This window comes from Porphyromonas sp., assembly GCF_030529325.1.
GTDB lineage: Bacteria > Bacteroidota > Bacteroidia > Bacteroidales > Porphyromonadaceae > Porphyromonas_A.
Window position 1 is genome coordinate 78,333 of record NZ_JAUMXC010000002.1, and the last position, 21,130, is coordinate 99,462.

The 21,130-nt window shown below is 44.1% G+C and carries 15 protein-coding genes; all 15 read right to left on the reverse strand.

Features of this window, described 5'->3' with window-relative positions; genetic code table 11:
* Positions 1-178: 178 nt before the first annotated feature.
* A complete protein-coding gene (locus Q4A14_RS00840) occupies positions 179-1,177 on the reverse strand; it encodes a glycosyltransferase family 2 protein (RefSeq protein ID WP_303169240.1) in 999 nt (332 codons plus the stop codon).
* 6 nt (positions 1,178-1,183) lie between these two features.
* Entirely contained in the window at positions 1,184-1,918 is a 735-nt protein-coding gene (locus tag Q4A14_RS00845) for a LicD family protein (RefSeq protein WP_303169241.1), read from the reverse strand.
* The gene (locus Q4A14_RS00850) at positions 1,915-3,189 is read right to left on the reverse strand and encodes an oligosaccharide flippase family protein (RefSeq protein WP_303169242.1); all 1,275 of its coding nucleotides are present in this window, start codon (positions 3,187-3,189) and stop codon (positions 1,915-1,917) included. The genes Q4A14_RS00845 and Q4A14_RS00850 overlap by 4 nt, the downstream gene beginning before the upstream one ends.
* A gap of 232 nt (positions 3,190-3,421) precedes the next feature.
* On the reverse strand, positions 3,422-4,288 hold the full coding sequence (locus tag Q4A14_RS00855; RefSeq protein WP_303169244.1) for a YitT family protein: 867 nt from the start codon (positions 4,286-4,288) through the stop codon (positions 3,422-3,424).
* Between the two features lie 68 nt (positions 4,289-4,356).
* Positions 4,357-5,334: an NAD(P)-dependent oxidoreductase gene (locus Q4A14_RS00860; protein WP_303169245.1), complete on the reverse strand. Its 978-nt coding sequence runs from the start codon at positions 5,332-5,334 to the stop codon at positions 4,357-4,359.
* A 19-nt stretch (positions 5,335-5,353) separates the two neighbouring features.
* Positions 5,354-8,335, reverse strand: a complete 2,982-nt coding sequence (locus tag Q4A14_RS00865) for a putative LPS assembly protein LptD (protein WP_303169247.1) — start codon at positions 8,333-8,335, stop codon at positions 5,354-5,356.
* Between the two features lie 61 nt (positions 8,336-8,396).
* Positions 8,397-10,271, reverse strand: coding sequence for a ribosomal protection-like ABC-F family protein (abc-f, locus tag Q4A14_RS00870; RefSeq protein ID WP_303169249.1), 1,875 nt, complete (start codon positions 10,269-10,271; stop codon positions 8,397-8,399).
* Between the two features lie 32 nt (positions 10,272-10,303).
* Positions 10,304-11,458: a DNA polymerase III subunit delta' gene (locus tag Q4A14_RS00875; RefSeq protein ID WP_303169250.1), complete on the reverse strand. Its 1,155-nt coding sequence runs from the start codon at positions 11,456-11,458 to the stop codon at positions 10,304-10,306.
* Between the two features lie 33 nt (positions 11,459-11,491).
* The gene (locus tag Q4A14_RS00880) at positions 11,492-12,523 is read right to left on the reverse strand and encodes a dihydroorotate dehydrogenase-like protein (protein WP_303169251.1); all 1,032 of its coding nucleotides are present in this window, start codon (positions 12,521-12,523) and stop codon (positions 11,492-11,494) included.
* Between the two features lie 528 nt (positions 12,524-13,051).
* A complete protein-coding gene (locus tag Q4A14_RS00885; RefSeq protein ID WP_303169253.1) occupies positions 13,052-13,369 on the reverse strand; it encodes a PG0541 family transporter-associated protein in 318 nt (105 codons plus the stop codon).
* Positions 13,362-16,493: an efflux RND transporter permease subunit gene (locus Q4A14_RS00890; RefSeq protein ID WP_303169255.1), complete on the reverse strand. Its 3,132-nt coding sequence runs from the start codon at positions 16,491-16,493 to the stop codon at positions 13,362-13,364. The genes Q4A14_RS00885 and Q4A14_RS00890 overlap by 8 nt, the downstream gene beginning before the upstream one ends.
* Before the next feature lie 23 nt (positions 16,494-16,516).
* Complete coding sequence (locus Q4A14_RS00895) at positions 16,517-17,542, reverse strand: efflux RND transporter periplasmic adaptor subunit (RefSeq protein WP_303169256.1); 1,026 nt, start codon at positions 17,540-17,542, stop codon at positions 16,517-16,519.
* A gap of 24 nt (positions 17,543-17,566) precedes the next feature.
* Positions 17,567-18,943 (reverse strand): TolC family protein, encoded by a 1,377-nt coding sequence (locus Q4A14_RS00900; RefSeq protein ID WP_303169257.1) that lies wholly within the window; start codon positions 18,941-18,943, stop codon positions 17,567-17,569.
* Positions 18,944-19,123: 180 nt separating this feature from the next.
* Positions 19,124-20,353 carry a GTPase HflX gene (gene hflX, locus Q4A14_RS00905; protein ID WP_303169258.1) on the reverse strand — a complete coding sequence of 410 codons (1,230 nt, stop codon included), beginning with the start codon at positions 20,351-20,353 and terminating at the stop codon, positions 19,124-19,126.
* Positions 20,350-20,997 (reverse strand): uridine kinase, encoded by a 648-nt coding sequence (udk, locus tag Q4A14_RS00910; protein WP_303169259.1) that lies wholly within the window; start codon positions 20,995-20,997, stop codon positions 20,350-20,352. The genes hflX and udk overlap by 4 nt, the downstream gene beginning before the upstream one ends.
* Positions 20,998-21,130: the final 133 nt, after the last annotated feature.

The window sequence follows — 21,130 nt, forward strand, 5'->3', positions numbered from 1 at the left end:
TTGTGACGTAATGGAATCACGTATGGTAACGAGGATGTACATCTCCCCAAATCAATGTGCCTACCTTGATAAATGAATGTGCCTACCTTGATGAATCAAGTTAGACAACCTTTTTCAGTAAGCCTCATCAGCCAATTTTAGAGAAGTAGTCTCTTGTCGAGGTAATAGAGATACCGGATTAAGATTTCTGTCTTTTCTCCGGGAGGAGTAGGGAGGTCAGTTTGCGAGATTTACGGAGACCTAAGAGTTTGACCATTAGGAGATATATCCGATGCTTCAGGGGAAGGGGATTTCCTTTGAGTATCATTTCCCAGGTGCATGGCAATTGTTCGTAATGAGCGAGATAGTTATCTCGGGTTTTCTCAGGAAGCATCTCAAAGATACCTCCTCCAAGCTCATATACGGCACCTGCATATCGGTAAGGATAGTTGGAAACTTTTGCTTGGGCAAGATATTCAAGTACTCCAAGTGTCGCTCCGAAGTAGTCTTGAGCCTTCTTTTCTGTCCATTGACTATTCATTATCGAACCGGAACGTTGTAGATAGAAGTATGTGCCTACTTCGGAGATATACAGGCTGTCTATCTTTCGGGCAAGGGAGGGCACGATTACAGAGTCCTCAAATAGAGCTTTTTCTGTAAACCTCAGTTCTTCCCATATGCTGTGGCGATATATCCCCATGCAAAGGGATACGAACGATGATGAGAATATAACCTCATTGCAAGCCTCTTTACCTACATATTTGCCTTCCGGGAGGGTCATTAAGAGGGAAGATTCTTTATCATCTGTTACTTTTCGGACATTGGCGAGTACCACATCGATCGTTTTGTCTTTCTCGAGTATATTTATATTGCTCTCATAAAAGTCCGGAGATACCCGGTCGTCACTATCGACAAATGAAATGTACTTCCCTTTTGCCGATTCCAAGCCCTTGTTGCGAGCCGAGCTAAGTCCTCCATTGGGCTTGTGTATGACGACGACTCTGCTGTCATTACGAGCAAATTCGTCACACATCTTACCGCTCTGATCCGGCGAACCATCATCTACAAGTATGATCTCAAAATCTTGAAAAGATTGATTAAGTATACTTGATACACACTTTTCGAGTGTGTCTTCTACTTTGTATACCGGAACGATGACGGAGAGCGTCGGGGAGGTTTTGGCCACGTTTTGATCCATAAGAGCTTATTTATCGTAGACAAGAACTGAAAACTTGTCGTCAAGGACTTGTCGGTTGGGTGCTTTGAAGGTAACATAATCGTAGTGAGGATCTTTGATATTGTAGCCTTCTCCATAGCATGAGATGAGATATGTATGTTCATCCTCCGGGATAGATACATTCAAGTCCTTGTAGTGGTGATGTTTGGTCTTCATGTATGGATGGGTAGTGCGGTAGACACGCATGCCTCCGTATTTCTTGACCATGGCCTCATAGTCCATATCTTTTTCTGGAAATGCTATAAAGGTGCTCATGTGCTCCCCTTGAACAGCATAGAAAAATATGTCTGTATGGACGCCCTTGTATGAGTATACGGACTCTCGTCCTGTGCGTCCATCATCTACTAAGCGGTCAAACTCCTTCTTGAATCCATATCTTTTCAGAGTCTCCGTTATTTGTGGTGTATAGTCGTGAAGGTACATACCGAAGTCAAGGTCAGAGTCATTTTCCACATAGCTGTTATCTCGTATGACTCCGAGTAGTGTCCCATAGTCAAGCCAGTACGGGAGGCCTAATTCCTTCAATGCATCGGTGAAAGCCTTGAGTATCTCGTGATGATAGCGTTTGAGGTTTAGATTTTGTCTCTTGATGCTCTTACGCCTTCCATATTCAGACAATGTCGTTTTGAGCCATACCAATGGACCGGACTTGGCTTCGTAGTAAAATGAGAAATATCGACGTAGTGAATGAGGTATCTTCATGCTTTGAATACTTTATGCTTGTGACAATAGTATGTGCGATAGCAGAGGATCATGATTTCGGTTACAATGGTAGCTCCGATGAATACATTGAGACTGAACAGATGCAACATATATACCGCCATATAAATACCAAGGAACAGGAAAAGTGAGAATATCACACTTAGATTGAACTCTTTGGCAAGTCCCATAGGGATCATGACGGGTGTCCCTATGTAATAATTGAAATGATATAGGATGATGAGAAGACTATAAAACCTCACTGTATCCATAGCCGGCAGCATCTCTGATCCACCAAGCAGGCTCACGATCAAGGGAGTCGCGATAAAAAGTCCCCCATAAATAATCAACCCGAGTCCTCCCTGAAAGTATAGTGCTTTGCGCACCAGGCTTCTACTCTTGGAGTGAGCTATGCGTGGGTAGAGTGCTGAATTGATCGATACACTTGGGATCATCAGGATATTGACGACTTTTCGTGCGAGATCGAGCCATGCAACTTCGACATATCCAAGATATTTACCGACAAATAGTGTCGAAAGCTGGCTGATGGTGACGGCTGATACTCTTGATAGGAAGAAAGGAATGGCTTCTTTGGTAAAATCTTTAATCTCAGATAGTTTGGTGCGTACAAATCTTCGTCCCTCCTTCCCAAAGAGTAATGCGAATCCCACAGAGGCTCCTATCAGTGTTCCGATCGTCTGTACTATCGGGATACGGATATAGTGCTCCGGAATAGAGATAACAAAGAAGATGAGTATGGTAAAAAAGACTTTGGCAATGGAGTCAACGAGGGTCATATACTTCATCTTTTCTATGCCTTGAAAGTACCATATGGGCAGTAACCACTCCGGAAGGCAGTATCCGAATGATAGGAGAAAGAGTAGCTTGTTGGCTGCAAATGTCTCAAAATAGAAGATAGCTACTGCATATATAAGTGATGAGAGAATGAAGAAACATGTCTTGATGATGTAGACCTTGGTCACGATCCTATCCAAAACAATAGGGTTGTCTCTGTTGATCGAGACTTCCTTTGTTGCCATGATATTGAGACCAAAGTTGACCAAGATAATGGCAAAGACTACGGCAGCTTGGGCATAGGCCACTCGCCCATACAGATCCGCTCCCACGATTCTGATGAGATAGGGATAAGATATCAGGGGCAGTATGAGTATAAGTATCTGGAAGATACCGATGTAGGATAGGTTGGAGAGAAACAACTTGTTGTTGCGGACAAGCTGTTTGAGGTTGTCCATTATGTTGGTTTCAGTACTCATTCCTCATTTATCGCTAAAATCTACTCCAAAATTAGTCGGAATAATCTATATACGAAAGGATTCAGGTGTATAAAGCCAAAATAGAAATTGGTCAAACTCAAGTTTGACCAATTTCTATTTTGGCTTTTTATTTAGCTTCAGAATAAAGAAGTGTTATGGCTTCTTTCACAATCTTGAGAAGCCTCGCTCTTCCGGTATTACCCTCGATCGGAATGTTTTGATTGCTCCTGCTTTATGGTGTTGGAGATACATCTTTGGAAGCATCCATGGAAGAGATGAATGCATTGGGGTCTATCTCTCTTACCTCTCTCTTGAGGGCGTTGATCTTTTTACGGTCGGTAATGGTGAAGATGATATCACGCTGTTCTCCATTGTACATTCCCTGCCCATGCAAGAATGTCCCGCCCATATCAAGCTTGTTGATAATAATTTCTCTGATGGATTCTTTCTTAGGAGAGACGATAAAGACGGCTTTGTTTGGATTTTCAGGCTGTAAAATATCCACAACTTTGCCGTATATAAATATAGTAAGCCATGAGTACAAGGGAACACTCCAGTCCTTAAGAGCGAGAAGACCGAAAAGGACAACAATAGAATCGACAGTCATAATCATGGTGCTGACCTTGATATTCGTGCCTTTTGCTAAAACACGTGCAAGGACGTCAGTTCCCGCACTTGTGCTACCGGCTTTGAAGACACACATAACTCCAAGTCCGAGTATAGCTCCTCCATAAAACGCTGAGAGAAATTTGTCATTGGCCACGAGTGTGGTATCTCCCATCAGCCAGCCTATAAAGTCGGTGAAGACAGCTATAAGGACAAAGGTTAATATTGTCTTGGGACCTGATGACAAACCTAATTTGCGGATTGCTAGAAAGAGTAGGGGGACGTTGAAAAACAATGCCGTGATACCTATAGGTAGTCCATCAGGAGCAAAGGAGAATATCCCCTTAGTAATATGATTAAGCACGATGGTCGTACCATAGATGCCTCCAGGAACAATATTGGCCGGAGCAATAAAGACTGAGTAGGCAAAGGCTTGTAGGAATGCTCCGATGATGATGTAAGTGATATCTACTGTTAACTTGGATGATTTCATAGATCGTTTAGGGACAAATCTCGTTTATTGGGATTTTGGGTGTATGTGTATTTTACTCCTATTTTGGATCAGGATACAAGACTCACAGGACGATCTCCTTCAAGAAATCCTATGATGTTATCTGATAACTCTTTTGCCATTTTGACCCTCGAATCGTAAGTTTGTGTGCCAACATGTGGTGTCATTGTCACATTGTCTAGTTCATACAATTCCGAAAGAGGATTGTCATTGTGCTCAAATACATCAAGGCCTGCACCCGCAATACGTCCGGATTTCAGAGCTTCGACTAAGGCCGCCTCATCAACAACTGCTCCTCGAGCAACATTTATGATGATCGCATTTGACTTCATCTTATTGATCGCATCGGCATTGATGAGATGATGAGAGTCTGGATTGTATGGCGTATGAAGAGAGATTACATCACTTTGTGCGTAAATCTCGTCAAGAGTTGCGTAAGTCACTCTTAACTCTTGTTCTTCGGCAACTGATAGTCTGTTGCGCTTGTAGTAAAGGACTTTCATCCCGAAAGCCTGATAATATTTTCCTGCGGTCTTCCCTATATTACCATAGCCGATGATCCCAACGGTCTTACCATAAAGATCTACACCCATGCCACTTCCTAGGTTAGCCTTTGCGCTGCTTTTGTTGTGTCGCATCGTCCTATCCCATTCTGCAACTCGTCTGGTACAGTTGAGCAGGAGAGCAAGTGTGAGTTCTGCTGTGGGCATCACAACGCTCTTGGGGGTATTGGACACAGCTATATCCCTGCTACGAGCATGGGCTAGATCAATGTTGTTGTATCCTACTGCATAGTTCGCTATCATCTTGAGATGAGGATACCTGTCTATGTACTCCTTATCAACAGGTATACTGAATTCTGTCGCGATGATATCGAAATCACCTCCAAGGGTTTCGAGTTCCTCTTTGGTGAATGATTTGCCGGGTGTGGGGCGGACTACCTCATAGCGTTCATATAGTTCCTCAAATCCCTCCTGTACCGTATCAAATACTATAAGTATACGTTTTTTAGATATTGTGGTATCCATAGCTCTTTTGTTATATTACTTAGTACCACCGTTCGGTAGTGCTGAATCGAGGTGTATTGCTTTGTCTGTACTTCAAATCCTGTAGGAGCGAAGACTTGACAGCTATAGAAAAGTTGTATGACTTATATGGCCCGAGAGGGATGAAGCTCGCGGTCATACTCCAACAGTGAAGATCTCTTGTAATGTTGCAAGTCATATTGGTGATCTTCTTCATCTCAAAGTTGTAGTTGGCAGAGAAGTTGAGGTGCCAGTTTTTTGTCGGAGAAAATTGTCCATTGAAACTTAAGTCATGAACGAGTTTATACTTGAACTCTTTAATCCTTGTGTCAAACTCTCTCATATCCTGCCCTAAAGACAAACTGTAGTTGAAGCCCAAACTCCAGTTCATCGTGTTTTTGAGATACCCATCGACATCATATTCTCCTAATGAATGATCTTGAGCATTCAACAATGAACCGCCCCCTCCTCCCGGGGTTGAGCCTAAAGACGGGCCTTCAGATGGACCTGAAGATATAAAGTTATGACCATCCGGAGAATTATTATGATTCGAATTACTGCCCTCAGATTCTTCCTCTTCCTTTCTCCCTGTGAAGAGAGAGGCCAACTTACTGAATGTTTGGGGCGTTATATTGTAAGAGAAGGAGGCCCCTGTCGAGCGAAGTCTACCCAATCCCTTGCCATTTAGGACTCGCAATTTATCGACACGATAAGGTACGATCTGCCCATCCCTTTCATAATAATCCATCGTATATAAGTCAAAGGCTCCACTAAGAGAGAGAACAAAACTTTGAGATAGGCGAAGGCGTAGAGATGCTGAGAGGTCACTCCAATGGAAAGAGTCCGCTGCCATATTGTAGCTGGTAGAGAAAGATAGTCCATCGATGAGACTTATCTTTTTGAAAGCTGTTGAATCTTTCGGGTCTCGTATTTTTGCTTCGATGTTATTATTTACAGAAATAGAAACACTTCCACTTTTGCCTTGGCCCGGTACTCCGAAGAGTTGGTGTTGGTATGGGGAGTAAGGCTTGTCTATGATCTGACCATCAGGAGTGATATAGCTAAGTTGTCTCCAAAAACCATACTTGGGATCTCCAAAATCCGGTCTGTATGAGAGAGAAACAGATGGATCAATCCTATGACGGATCATACTTACCCATTTCCCGAGAAATGGGATAAAGGGGAGTGGTTGCCAAAAACCATATACTGTTGTCGAGAGACTCAACGAGGTGTTGTAATCATATACGCGATTAAAGCCATATATGGTGTCTGTGGGCACAACTCTTCCTTGAGCAGGATCATATGCTTGCTCGATCTTTGATGTGTACCAGCGCTCTGTGTAATTGAAGGATGGACTTATCTTGAAGTAATTGAAGAGATCAAAGCTCGCACTCACCGGGATTGAGTGATTGAATCCATTACGCCAATCCTTTACAAGATTAGACTTGAGTATCTTGTTTTCCTTTGTGTCGATAAAGTTTCGTAGTTGTCCCGAATAGGAAACAGATATCTTTTCATACCAGCGTTCCCTTCCCGCTGCTTTTTTGCGTTTGAATGGGAATATACGACTCATAGAAATAGATAAGTTCGGCGCTGTGATTGCTATCGCGCTGTCTCTGCTTCTTTGGGTGATATCAATAGATCCGGATATTGAGAATGGGCTGTTTGGGAAGCGTTGAGTGAATGCCACACTCGAACTTTTCGTATTCTCCCCAAGTATGGCTTGGTTATACAGTCCATTCAGGTTATTGTGGTTGTACGAACTTGTAGAAAAGTTGACATTGGCAGATAATGTCCGGTATGGATTGGCTTTAGGATCTTGAGAGTGGTTCCACGCAATGCGAAAGTCTGTCGCTTTGGACAAATCTCCTGCCACTTTGTCTCCCTTGACAGTAACCAAATAGCTCGCATCGATACCACCTCTGAAAGCGTACCTTTTGTTGTAGGTTGAGCGCGTACGAAGCCCCCATGACCCTTTCGTATAGATGTCTCCCGTGAGCTCCAGATCTACATAGTCATTGATCGAGAAGTAGTACCCCCCGTTGCGGAGATAGAAGCCCCTATCCAACTCGTCTCCATATGTCGGAGGAATTACTCCGGACGATTGGGACTGAGTGAAAGGAAAAAGAGCAAATGGAAGGAATATAAACGGTATGGGAACATCCGCAAAAACCATGTAGATAGGACCTGATACGAGATTTTTCTCCGGACGTACTTTGGCTTTGGTCAACGCAACGTAGAAGTGTGGATGAGCGTGGTTGTCACAGGTGGAGTATCTTCCTCCCTGCATGAACAATTCCTCATTTTCCATCCTTTTTGTCTTACCCGCTGTGATATAGCCTTCTCCTTGTTTTGTTACAACATCGGTAATATAACCGCGTTGAGAGTTGAAGTTATAGGTTATCGATTTTGCTTCGTAGGTCTGATCTTTGTCTTGTATTTTGGCATATATCTTTTCTTTTTTCAGAGAGTCAGGATAGTCTATGTAAGTAGAATAGACTGTGCCGCTATCTGTTTTCATATGCATGTAATCACCCTCGAGGGTTTGTTGCTTGAACTTTACAGAAGCTTTCCCAAACATCCGAACAAAGTTCTCTCCCGGATAGATGACTATTGAGTCAGCACTTTCAAAATTCACGGGAGCATCCAAGTTCATTCCTTTGGTTGAATCTTGAGATGCCAAAAGTGTATCACCGGATATTCTACGAGTCTTACCATCCATCTGCATGATTGACGCGATGGAGTCCATATTCCTTGGAGAGGTGTTGTCTGAAGAAGTTTTGGATAATGCTCCCGCAGTCTTGATCGAGTCTCTCTTGAGGCTATCTGCTTTGGCGATGGAGTCTACTTTCTTTGCTTCTGCTCTAAGTGAGTCTCGCAACTCCTGTACGGAGGTGAAACTTTCGGGGGAGAGGGTTATGCCACTTATGCGTCCCATGGCAAAGGAGACGCACAAGTAACCAATGACAGTCAGACCTATTATATATCTTGTGATACGTTTCACTTAAGGATATCAAATATTTTTGTTTCGAGGTTATGCAAATGTACTTAAAACTATCGAAGTACTACGCCGATAGCTCTGACAACTCCAGCCATCTTAACTCTTTTTCATCCAATTTATTTTGGATCATTTCATATTCGCTGCCCATTTCTTGTATTTCCGGACCGGAGTATGAGCCGGAGGACATCTTTTCTTGAAGTTCTTGCTTCCTTGCTTCGAGCTCAGGTATTTCTTTCTCCAGTGCCAGAAACTCCTGCTGTTCCTTGAAGGATCGTCTTGTTTTCTCCCTTGTCCTTTTCTCTTTTTGAGTGTTAGGAGATACACTGCCTGTTACTTCTTTGCTCGTTGCTGATTTGCTCTCGTTTTTTTGCTGAAGTCTGTATTCGGTGTAATTTCCCGGGAAATCCATGACCAGTCCATCTCCTTTGAGTACAAAGAGATGGTTGGTGAGGTTGTCCATGAAGTATCTGTCATGGGATACAATGAGAATACATCCATCAAAATCCCTGAGATATTCCTCCAGTACTTGCAACGTTGGTATATCGAGGTCGTTTGTCGGTTCATCAAGGACAAGGAAGTTCGGAGCATCCATCAATACCGAGCAGAGTTGAAGTCGCCTCAATTCTCCACCACTCAACTTTTCTACATACTCTTGCTGACGAGCAGGAGGGAAGAGAAAACGTGTGAGGAGCTGCATTGCGGACAGCTCTGTGCCGTTGCCGAGTTTTATCTTTTCGGATTTATCCGTGATGACCTCTATTACTTTTTTTCCGGAGGGAAAGTCGGGAGGAGTCTGAGCGAAATAGCCAAAGCGCACAGTCTCTCCGATCTCGATGCTACCGCTATCAGGGGACAGGTACCCAAGTATGAGTCTGATAAGAGTGGACTTCCCTGCGCCATTGGGGCCGATAATACCGACTCTGTCCCTGCGGGCAAAGTTGTACGTGAAAGACTTGATCACCTCTTTATCACCAAAGCTTTTAGATAGAGCTTTAGCCTCAAATATCTTTTTGCCTATATATACCGAAGATGCTTCAAGTCGAGGCCCTTCAGCCTGTTGTATGTTCTTGAGTTTAGATTCCGTTTCGTAAAACGCATCCTTGCGGTATTTAGCCTTTGTTGCTCGAGCTTGCGGCATCCTGCGCATCCATTCTAATTCTCGTTTATAAAGGTTGCGCAGAGACTGTTGTTCTTTAGAGAGTTGCTCCATACGCTCTTCCCTCTTGATGAGATATTTGGAGTAGTTGCCTTCATAAGTGAAAAGTGCCCCTTGATCCATTTCGATGATCGTATCACATACTTTATCGAGGAAATATCTGTCATGTGTCACCATGAGCAACGCGATATTTCGGGCAGAAAGATGCTCTTCAAACCACTCGATGATGTCCGGATCGAGGTGATTGGTCGGCTCATCAAGTATCAAAACATCCGGATCTCCAAGGAGCACAGAAGCTATGGCTATGCGCTTGGCTTCTCCTCCCGAAAGCCCCTTCGTCTCTCTCAAAGGATTGTCTATCTTCAAGATGCTTAGGAGGCGACTCAGTTCCTGCTCCACATCCCAAGCTCCGAGTGCATCCATCTCATCCATGAGTACTGTGATCGTATCGGTCTCTCCAAGAGCCACAGCTCTCTCGTATTTATTGATGACTTCTTTCACTTCAGGCCTTATGCCCGACATGCACGCGGAGAGGATGTCCGGGTACTCTTCAAAGTGAGAGACTTGGGGAAGATAACTGACTTTTATGTCTTTTTGAAAAATGACCTCTCCACTGTCAGCTGTTTCTTTGCCGGCTATGATTTTGAGCAGAGTCGATTTTCCGGAACCATTGGGGGCTATTAACCCCACTTTTTGTCCTTTATTGACTGAAAAGTTGATATCCTCAAAGAGATGTAGTACTCCAAAGCTTTTAGATAGATGTTCGACCTGAAAGAGAGCCATAGATTGATTTGTTTGGACTGATGATGTCAGGATTATTTCCCTCTGAAGACCAGAGACAATGAGACCAAAAGATCAAAAAAAACGATTTTCGTCATCGCATTTTGTGCAAGTTCTGCACGTGCAGTCATGATCATCTCCATCATCTTGGGGATCATGTTAAGGGATTGAAAGTTTGAGAGTTGCCTCACGATATCTGTTTCCTCGCTACGAATGTATCTGCATTCGTTTTCTCCGTGGGTGTAGGCATTGACTTCTCTGATGACATCCATCATGATATCAAGAAGTTCGATGGCTTCACTTCTTTGTAGTTTGTGTATGGCTTCGGACTTCTCTTTCATCAACTTGGGATCTCCCTTGATCGGCAGATAAAGTATCTTGCAGGCCTCCTGAAATTTGAAGAAATAATCATTATTGCTGTCTGCTTTCAAAAGGTCGAGGGCTCTTCTCAAGTTTCCTTGAGTAAGATGGGCTATTTCTGCTGCAGCCGAACTGCTTACACCAAAGTTTTCAGCTACAAACCTTTCTATCTTGTTTTGGTGGACAGGTAGGGTCCGGATACGTTGGAGACGACTGTATATCGTCGGTAGTATGGACGATGGATCGGCAGAAACCATGATGAATAATACTCCTTGAGGTGGTTCTTCGAGGAGTTTGAGCAATGTGTTGGCACAAGGTGTATTCATCAACTCCGGCAACCATACGAGGACGACTCGATACTTGGACTGAAAAGACTTATATGATAGCTTGTGCTGCAAGTACTCAGCCTCCGAAATGTACATCTGAGGCTGCCTGTTTTCTGACTTCAACATCACTTTCCAGTCTGAGAATAGAGGCCGCTGCTCTTTGCTTAGCATACTCCTATACTCGTCCAACCGGTCTACGGATGTCGGTTTGTCATTGCTGTCGATCTTGGTTACCGGAAATATCGGAAACACATCAGGATGTGCGAGTGCATCCATCTGTAAGCATGCCCTACACCGACCACAAGCATCTCCGTGAGTGGGTGACTCACACTGGAGATATCGAGTGAATGCCAAAGCAAGAGGGAGTGCTTCCCCTCCATCTTCACCTACGAAAAGTAGGGCGTGGGGGATATTCTCTTCAACAACATACTCGCGCAGGCGTCCGATAAGAACCTCCTGCCCGAGTATGTCACGAAAGAAGGGAGTCAGTCTTCCGTCTATCATGTCTCTTACTTTGTTTTCGTCTATCCTAATTTCTTAGTACGCGAGATCCGGATGATCTTTGGGTGGTTTGGCTGCGTTGATCGGAGTCTCGTCGTAAGATGAGAAGTGCTTCATGAACTGCGAACGCTGGTAGAGGTTGAAGTGATCCACTCTTGTTGCCGCAAGTCTTGACTTGAATTCGTCTACACTTTCGTATTTCTTCTCCTCCATCCAGTGATAGAGGTGTTCATTGAGGCGAGTGATCATCTGGGATCCGTTTTGATACAACAAGGTACAAAGTTGTACCGAATCTGCTCCTGCAAGTATGCTCTTGATGACATCTTCTCCTGTCCTGACTCCGGAGGATATCCCTATCGACAATTGTGGAGTTGTCCCGCGTACGAGTGCTGTATATCTGAGACTGTCAAATAGGTCTCGTGGGCTTGAGAATACATTGCCTATGATGATCTCTTCCTTGTTGATGTCGATATCCGGCATATACATGCGATTGAAGAGAACCACACCTGCTGCTCCTGCGTTGTAAAGATCTCGAGTGAGCTTGCAGAAGTTGGTGAAGAATTTTGACAGTTTTACTGTCACCGGTACCTTGACATTGTTCACTATTTCCTGTACCATGCGCACAAGTCCATTTTCGTGTGCTCCGGACTCTTCATTGACGTCTGTGTCTATACGCATGACATTGAGCTCTATGGCTGATGCCCCTGCTTCTACGAGTTGGCGAGCATAGTCCATCCATGTGTCGCGCTTGTAGCAGTTGATGCTCGCGATGACCGGGATAGATACTGTGTCACGACATGCCTTGATGAGGTCTATGTGACCGGAAAGAGCATTGGATGTTACATAATGACGCAAGTAATCCATTGCTTCAGGATAATCACTATCCTGAGACATGTATGCAGCCTCTTGCTCCATTTGCTCCTCAAAGATGGATTTGAGTACGATAGCTCCCGCACCAGCCTCTTCGTGAGCCTTGACTTTGTGGACCTTGTTGGTAAGCCCCGAGCTCGCCACAACTATCGGCGATCTTAGGGGCAATCCGGCGTAAAGGGTAGAAATATCTGCCATGGTGTCTTAGTATATGTTTATTGTGATTGTATTCACGGGATTAAAACATAGACAAAGATAGCAAATTATTGATGTGAGTTGTCGCCTGTTTTGATAAAAATAAGGACTGAAAGAAGAATTTATTACTTAATTATCCAAGGTGTCCACAAGTCGGGGGTAAAACCCAGCGTTGATGTCAAATTCCGTTGTGCGGAAAGCCCTGATCATCTGAGTTTTGTTCTTCTTTTTACTTACGTGGCGTCTCTGTATCGCATAGCTGTTCCTAATAGAGGGGTAGGGCAAAGGTATAGAAGGGGCAAAAACAAGTTGTCTAACTTAATTCATCAAGGTGCCTACCTTGATGAATTAAGTTAGACAACTTGTTTTGAGGATCTCAGACTTTATGATCTTAAGTCTATAGCATTGTCTCTTGATGAGAAATAAATGAGGCCGACTTCTATTTTTTAGAAGTCGGCCTCATTCGGCTTATATCTCACACTCTAAAGTGGTAGAATTCTGTCGGCGTTCATTTTGGTCTGTTTTGTCGGCTCACAGACCATTCGTGACATCCCAAACGAAGGCCCGTAGCCCTTGGCGCTCTGCTCGTTGATCCAGTTTGCGAAGCTCTGAGAGGAGGAGTTCGACTCTGGCTTCGGGCAGTATGACAAGCATGGCAGAGTTGAGAGTCGGCCATGTGTGAGTCCCATAGTGTGGGTCTCCGGAGTACGAGCCTCTGCCCTTTACCTCTTCCCATGCTGTAAGTCCCCTTATGTTGAGCCTGTCGAGTAGTTCGAGGATGTGTTCATAAAAAGCCTGATTGAACGAAATAAATACGGCTTTGTCCATTGTAGTATGTGAGTTACTCATAGTGCATGGATTCTTGAAGTCTCTTTTTATACAATTTTCTACGTTTGCGTCTGATGCCATTTCCTGCAAAGATTGCGTATACGGTAGGTACGATAATGAGCGTGATCAGTGTTGACATGGTGAGACCAAACGCCACGGTCATCCCCATTGACTTCCATAGCTCTGCACCTTCTCCTTTACCAAACGCAAGTGGTAACATCCCAAGTACTGTAGTGGCTGTCGTCATCAATACCGGACGTAGACGAGACTTACCGGCAGATACAACACTCGACAGGATACCTTCTCCTCGCTCCCGGCAAAGGATAGTATAGTCTATGAGCACGATACCGTTTTTGACGACAATACCGATCAGCATGATACCTCCGATGAGAGCCATGACCCCCATAGGTGTACCGGTCAAAACAAGTCCGAGGATGACACCGCTGAGCGCAAATGGTACCGAGAACATGATGACAAATGGGTCAACGAATGATTCAAACTCAGCAGCCATGACTATAAACACAAGCAGGATGATAAGGGTCATGAGTGTGAACAAGTCTCCGAAGGACTCTTGTTGTGTTTCAAACTGACCTGCGAGCTTCCAATATGTGCCCTCCGGTAGTTCGATCTTGCTCATGACTTCTTTGCTCTGAGCTACGAGATCACTCATGGCGTAGCCCGAGGTCGTGGTAAGGCCGATGCTCAGATAACGCTCTCTGTCTTTGCGTTCAATTGTCGGAGGTGTCTCTCTCTGTTCGATGACACCGAGATCTCTTAGGCGTATGGTCGCCCCTCGAGGAGTAGTGATGAGTATATTTTCTATAGATTCAATATCCTCTCTGAAGGCCTGTGCGTAACGTACTTTGATGGTATATTCTCTACCGTCTTCACGGAAATAAGAGGAGGTGACTCCTGTGATGGCATTGCGCAGTGATGAGGCAGCTGTCGTTTTTGTAAGGCCATACATCGCCAGTTTTTCGTCATCAAAAACAACGTTATACTCCGGTGAAGCAGGTTTTCTGGAAATATTAACTTCCGAACATGCCGGCATCTTTCGGATATTTTCGACAAACTGATCAGCGAGTTTGTTTGTCTTCTCAAAACTATGTCCATAGATTTCGAGCTGTACTGGGTAGGTGCTGCCTCCGAAGCCTTCCCCTGCTTTTATGTTGAAACTTTCCACAACGGGATAGGTCGCCAACTCTTCTCTAAGCTTTTGGGCTAATTGTGTCGTCGTCATTGAGCGCTCATCAAAGGGGGGCATCAATATATTGACAGAGATGATATTGCTCCCCGAGCCCTGAAATGCTGCAAACACGTTGTCTTCGTCTGCTTGTCCCACCGTGAAGCTGAAAGAGGTGAGATCTTTGGGATATTTTTCACGTGCTGCTGCAGAAAACATGTTAGCAAACTCGAGGGTCTTTTCCTTACTGTAGCCCTGAGGTAACTCAATAGTTCCGGTGATATAACCCTGATCATTATCGGGTAGGAACTCCGTCTTTACAAGTGGCATCAACATCAAGGAACCTACAAAAATCAAAGCTGCTCCAAAGACAACAGTCTTGCGGTGATAGACACACCAGCCGAGGAACTTTGCATATGCCCTGTCCAGAGCGTCGAGCATGCGTTTGATGGGATCAAAAATTCTGTTGTAGATAGCACTGTTGCGTTCGGTTCGCCTTAGCATCTGAGAACTCAACATCGGTGTCAAAGTCAGAGCAGATACTGTCGATATGATCATCACGATACTTACAACCCAACCGAGCTGTCGGAACATTACACCTGTAAATCCTGTCACCATCGTAAGTGGCAAAAATACCGCAAGCATCGTGAGGGTTGAAGCAATGACGGATAGAGCGACTTCATTGGTTGCATAGATGGCAGCTTGTTTTGGGAAACTGCCTCGTTCGATATGAGTCGTAATGTTTTCCAAGACCACAATAGCATCGTCAACGACCATCCCGATAGCAATGGACAACGCACTGAGAGATATGACATTGAGAGTGTTGCCGGATTCCATGAGGTAGATAAAGGCGGCAATCAGTGAGATCGGGATGGTAAGAACAATGATGAAAGTTGCTCTCCAACGACCGAGGAAAAATAAGACTACTAAAATCACTACGATAAAGATGATCGAAATAGTCTTTAAGAGGCTGTTGATAGTGTTGGTGATGTAGTCGGAGGAGTCCATTACCTTGATCAACTTGACGTCCGAAGGCATCGTCTTTTCAATGTCAGGAAGGATGTCCTTAATCGCATTACATATAGCCACACTGTTCGCTCCGGACTGCTTACGGATAATGATGTATCCACCTGCAATGCCATTATTGTAAGACTCTTGCATGCGTTCTTTATCTCCATCATGGACCTCTGCCACATCGCGGAGGTAGATATTTCGACCTTGGCCTCCACCAACGACTATGTTCTTTATATCTTCTGCTTTTTCAAACTCTCCTTGAAGTCTGAATGAGGCTGTTCTACTTCCGATATCTATCGATCCAATGGGAATATTGCGATTGGACATCTGGATAGCTTGAGATATCTGTTCTACTGTCAGACGATAAGCTTCAAGCTTTTCCGGATTACAGTAGACATTTATCTCTCGTATAGGGGCTCCCATTACTTGCACAGATCCCACTCCGTCGAGACGAGCTATCTTGTTGGTGAGATTATCATCAATGATTTTATCGAGTCCTTTGGCACTCTCCACTGCTTGTACAGAGAGGATCATGATAGGGATGTCATCCATGCTGAACTTGAAGATCAGTGGTTTGCCGGCTTCTTTCGGTAAGGCACTTGTGATCCTATCTAACTTGTCTCGTACATCGTTTGTTGCAACATCCATGTTTGAACCGGACTCAAACTCTAGGGAGACTGTTGAAAAGTTGTCCATGGAGTTAGACTTAATGTGCTTGACGTTAGATACCGTGTTAAGCACGTTTTCGACAGGGCGAGAGACCGTGTTTTCGATATCTTCGGCACTTGCTCCGTTATAAGGAGTGATGACCATGATCGAGTTCATGTCGATCTTGGGGTACAAGTCTGTGGAGAGCTTTGTTAGTGAGAATAATCCGACAATCACTATTGCGACAAATATCAGCGCAGTGGTGACCGGTCTACGGACGGCGGATTGATATATACTCATACTGGTTTAGAATAAGCTATGGTTTATATTGCCTCTATAACTTCTCCATTCTTTATGGAAGAAAGCCCTGTCGTGATGATCCTGTCCGAAATAGATAGACCTTCGGTGATCACAAGTTCTTGTCCTACGAGAGTCCCTACCTTGATTAGCCTATGGACGGCTTTTCCGTCTTCAAGGATATACACGTACTTTTGATTTGTTCCCGGTAAGGTAAGTACTGCAATATCAGGTATCAACATTACCTCTTCGGTGCTGATATGCATCTTCACGCCGGCATACATCCCCGGACGTATTCTGTTGTCTGCATTTTTGATATGTATTTCGACTTTGAAGGTACGAGTATTCGGGTCTATCGTCGGATGTATAAGACCGATAGTACCTTTGAATGTTTCATTTGGGAAAACATCTAAAGTGATATCTACCTCCATTCCCTTGCGAATGCGCGTAAAGTATTTTTCGCTTGCATTTATTGACAGTTTAAGAGGGGCTATCTGTTCCACAACAAGAAGTGGCATCGTCGGAGAATACATATCTCCACTGTCGTAGTTTCTCTGCGTTATGATTCCGGAGATGGGGCTTCTTAGTAAAGTGTTATCCTTTAGGTTGTTGTAAGTGCTTTCTGTGATCTCGTAGTTCATCTTTTGAGCCTCATACTGAGCCTTAGAGATACCTCCCACCTTGTACAGCTCATCTGTGCGTTGGAAGTCTGCTCTGAGATTTTGTAGTCTGAGTTCCTGTTGTTTTAGAGACGCATTGTCGAGGGTTGCAAGCACTTGTCCTTTTTGTACATGTTGCCCCACCTCAACCATGATCCGATCAATACGATTGGGTGTTTGAGGCGCAATGTTGTTTTTTACGAATGCTTCAACGTTAGCAGTATATGAATCGACTATGTCGATGACATCAAGTCGGGGAGTCGCAGTTTCTACTTTCTTTACTTCTTCTGTCTTCTTCTGCTCTTGCTTCTGGGTACATCCGGTAATGGAATACAATCCTCCAACAACAGAGAAGAGAGATATTACAGATACGGCTATTTGTTTTACTTTCATAGGGTTGCTCGTGATATTATATTGTTATCTTTTTATGTTTACTCCCAAAGTTTTGTTGTAGTCTGCCTCATTGGAGAGGAAGTCATATATGGCCTCAAAGTAATTGAGTTTGGATTGTAGTAAGGCGAGGTTGGCATCATTGAGTTCGATCAGTGTAGACATACCTACATCATATCGTTTGCGAGCAATCTCATATCCTTTTTCAGCTTGAGTGACAGCTTCTTTTGCTGAAGCAAACTTTCTCACTGATGCCTTCATGTTGTCCCTGAATTGTCTCAGTTGGGCATTGAGAGCACTGCTGAGGTCTATGCGTCTCAAGATGGCTTGCTTTGTTGCAGCTTTTGCTTGGTTAACCTTGAATATCTTCTCACCTCCGCTTGTGATAGGGATGTTCAGGGAGAGAGCCATGACTGAGAACGGAGTCCATTGATAATCTTTCCATGAGAACTTATCATCCATTGCGTTGTATCTGTAGAATCCACTGAGAGTGATCGTTGGCAGAAAGGCACTCTTGGCAAGTCTTTCCTGGATCTTGAGTAGATCCACCTGTTTGTCTGCCAACTTCAATTGCGTGTTGTTTTCAGGAGTTACAGACTCGGAGAAGTATGCTCGATAGATATGTTCTTCCTTATCACTTAGAGCTCCGGACAACTCCAATTCTCGGTCAAGATCAAGAGACAGTAGGATAAGGAGTTGTCTTTTTGTAGCTGCCACTCCGTTGAGGGCCTGCTGTAGTCCCGGTTCGATATTTTTCACCGCAACATCTGCGCGCAAGAGATCAAACTCTGCTACAAGCCCTTGTTCAAACTTCATCTTGATGTCTTCATGGCTTTTCTTAGCATTGTTATATGTTTGCTGCAAGACTTTCAAAGATTCTTCAGCAAGCAGTGCTCCATAATAAGCTTTTGTTACCTGATTGTGTAGGGCTTCTTTGGATTCTTCTGCTTGCAGTACTGCCATATTCACAGCTTCGGCCGATAATTTAATTGAACTCCAGAGTGATGGATTGACAAGCGGAAGACCGGCAGTGATACCCCCTGTGACCGAGTAACTCTTACCTACTTCGATACCCTTGTCCCCTATATCCGGCATACCCGGAAAGGAGAACCCTCCTCCCAGATACATTACCTGCTTCTTTATTGTGTAGTTGTAGTCCCCTGTGAGATTAACAGATGGAAAGAGTTTGGCAATCGTCGTTTTACGATCATATTTTGCCTTGACGATATCCATCTCCGCTATTTTTATTTTATTGCCCTGAGTCAATGCTATTTCAAGCGCATTATCCAAACTCAGGTGTAGTTTTTGGGGAGTAGTACCTCCTACCTCTTGTGCACATATCGTGACCGATGAGGTCAACCACAGCATCATCCCGATAGCCGAAAATTTCAGTATAGAATTCATTGTTTCTATAGATGGTTTTATATAAATGTTTTTATGGGTTGCGTTAAAGGTAGACTATTTCATCTACATAAGGTTTAATTGCAATGTTAAATACTTTTATTATAAATCTACATTGCGATTACGTTAATGAAAAACAAGGCTGATCTGACACAGATCAGCCTTGTTTTTCTACTATATTTATTATTGATTGTCTTCCATTAGGTGCTCATAAGTCTCAAATAGGAAGTCGTTGTATGGAAATCTCGACATATGTATTGTCTTGATGCGTTCATAAAACAGACTTTTTAGTTCGTCTATGCCCTCTCCGGTCTTTGCAGATACAAACTTCACATCTGTTTGATCTGCGTGTCCCATCCAAGTTTTCTGTAATTCATCCAACGAGATATTTTCCCTTGTCATGGGGGTGAGATCATCTTCGTCCTTGGGAGTGTAGGTGAAAGCGTCAATCTTGTTGAATACCAAGATCACAGGTTTTTCTTCCTCTCCTATGATTTCCCTGAGTGTGCGATTCACGACTTCTATCTGTTCCTCAAAGGCAGGGTGAGATACATCGACTACGTGCACAAGGAGGTCTGCCTCCCTGACTTCGTCAAGGGTGGACTTGAACGACTCTATCAACTGAGTGGGCAGTTTTCGGATAAATCCTACCGTATCACTGAGCAGGAAAGGCAGATTGTGTATAATTACCTTACGGACAGTCGTGTCAAGAGTTGCGAAGAGCTTGTTTTCTGCAAAGACATCGCTTTTGCTTAGGAGGTTCATCATCGTAGACTTGCCTACGTTGGTGTATCCTACGAGGGCTACCCTTACCATCTTCCCCCTGTTTTGACGCTGAACGTTCATCTGGCGATCAATGGTCTTGAGTTGATCTTTGAGGCGCGCTATCTTGTCAAGGATGATACGGCGGTCGGTCTCCAACTGTGTTTCCCCAGGACCTCGCATACCGACTCCACCACGTTGGCGCTCAAGGTGTGTCCACAGACCTGTCAGACGTGGCAGCATATAGTTGTAGAGTGCCAATTCCACTTGGACTTTCGCATGGGCTGTCTGAGCACGTGATGCAAAAATATCGAGGATAAGTCTTGTACGGTCAAGTATTTTGACTTTTAACTCGTTTTCGATATTGCGCAGTTGTTTAGGAGATAATTCATCATCAAAAATGACAACTCCCACTTCCTCTTCCTCTATGGCTTCTTTGATTTCCTGAAGTTTCCCTTTTCCGACAAACGTTGCGGATTGTGGGTGCTCCAACTTTTGGGTGAAATTTCGCACAGCTGTCACCCCCGCTGTATCAGCAAGGAATGCGAGCTCGTCAAGGTATTCTTTAACCTCGGCTTCCGTTTGTCCCGGGGTGATGAGCCCGACAAGAAAAGCCCTTTCTGATCCTATATCTATGATAAAGTCTTTCATTCGTCGGGTGTATTTAGTTCTTGGAGCATTGTCTTAATGTTGTCGATGAGTAGCTTGATACCGACAGAGTTGAATCCTCCCTCCGGGATGATCAGGTGAGCATATTTTTTGGAGGGTTCTACAAATTGGTCATGCATGGGCTTTACAGTCGTAAAGTACTGGTTCAATACTGAATTCATGTCTCGTCCTCGTTCCTCTACGTCCCTCAGGAGACGTCTTCCAAGTCTCACGTCAGCCGCAGTGTCTACAAAAATCTTGACATCCATCAGATCTCGCAGCTCTTTATTTTCGAGGATCAATACACCGTCGATGATGATCACCTTGGCCGGTTTGACCAAGACCGTCTCTTTTGTCCTATTATGATCGACAAAAGAGTAGACGGGATGATGAATGGGTAAGCCGGACTTCAACCTCTTGATATCCTCTATCATCATATCGGTGTCGAAAGATTCAGGGTGATCATAGTTGAGCTTGGTACGTTCCTCAAAAGTGAGGTCGTCATGAGCCTTATAGTAAAAGTCATGGCACAAGCCCACAACTTCCTCACGGGCAAATGTCTCATGGAGATTCTTTACCAATGTGGATTTCCCTGATGCGGTGCCACCTGCGACACCTATCACCATACATTTATAGCCTTCTTGCATTGTTTTTTCTCAGATGGTTATGATTGCACAAAGATAGTGAAAAGCCCTGTATCTGTCTTTTGATGTGTATTGAAAAAGTCGTCTAACTTGATGTGTCAAGGTAGCCACCTTAATTTGTCAAGGTAGGCATATT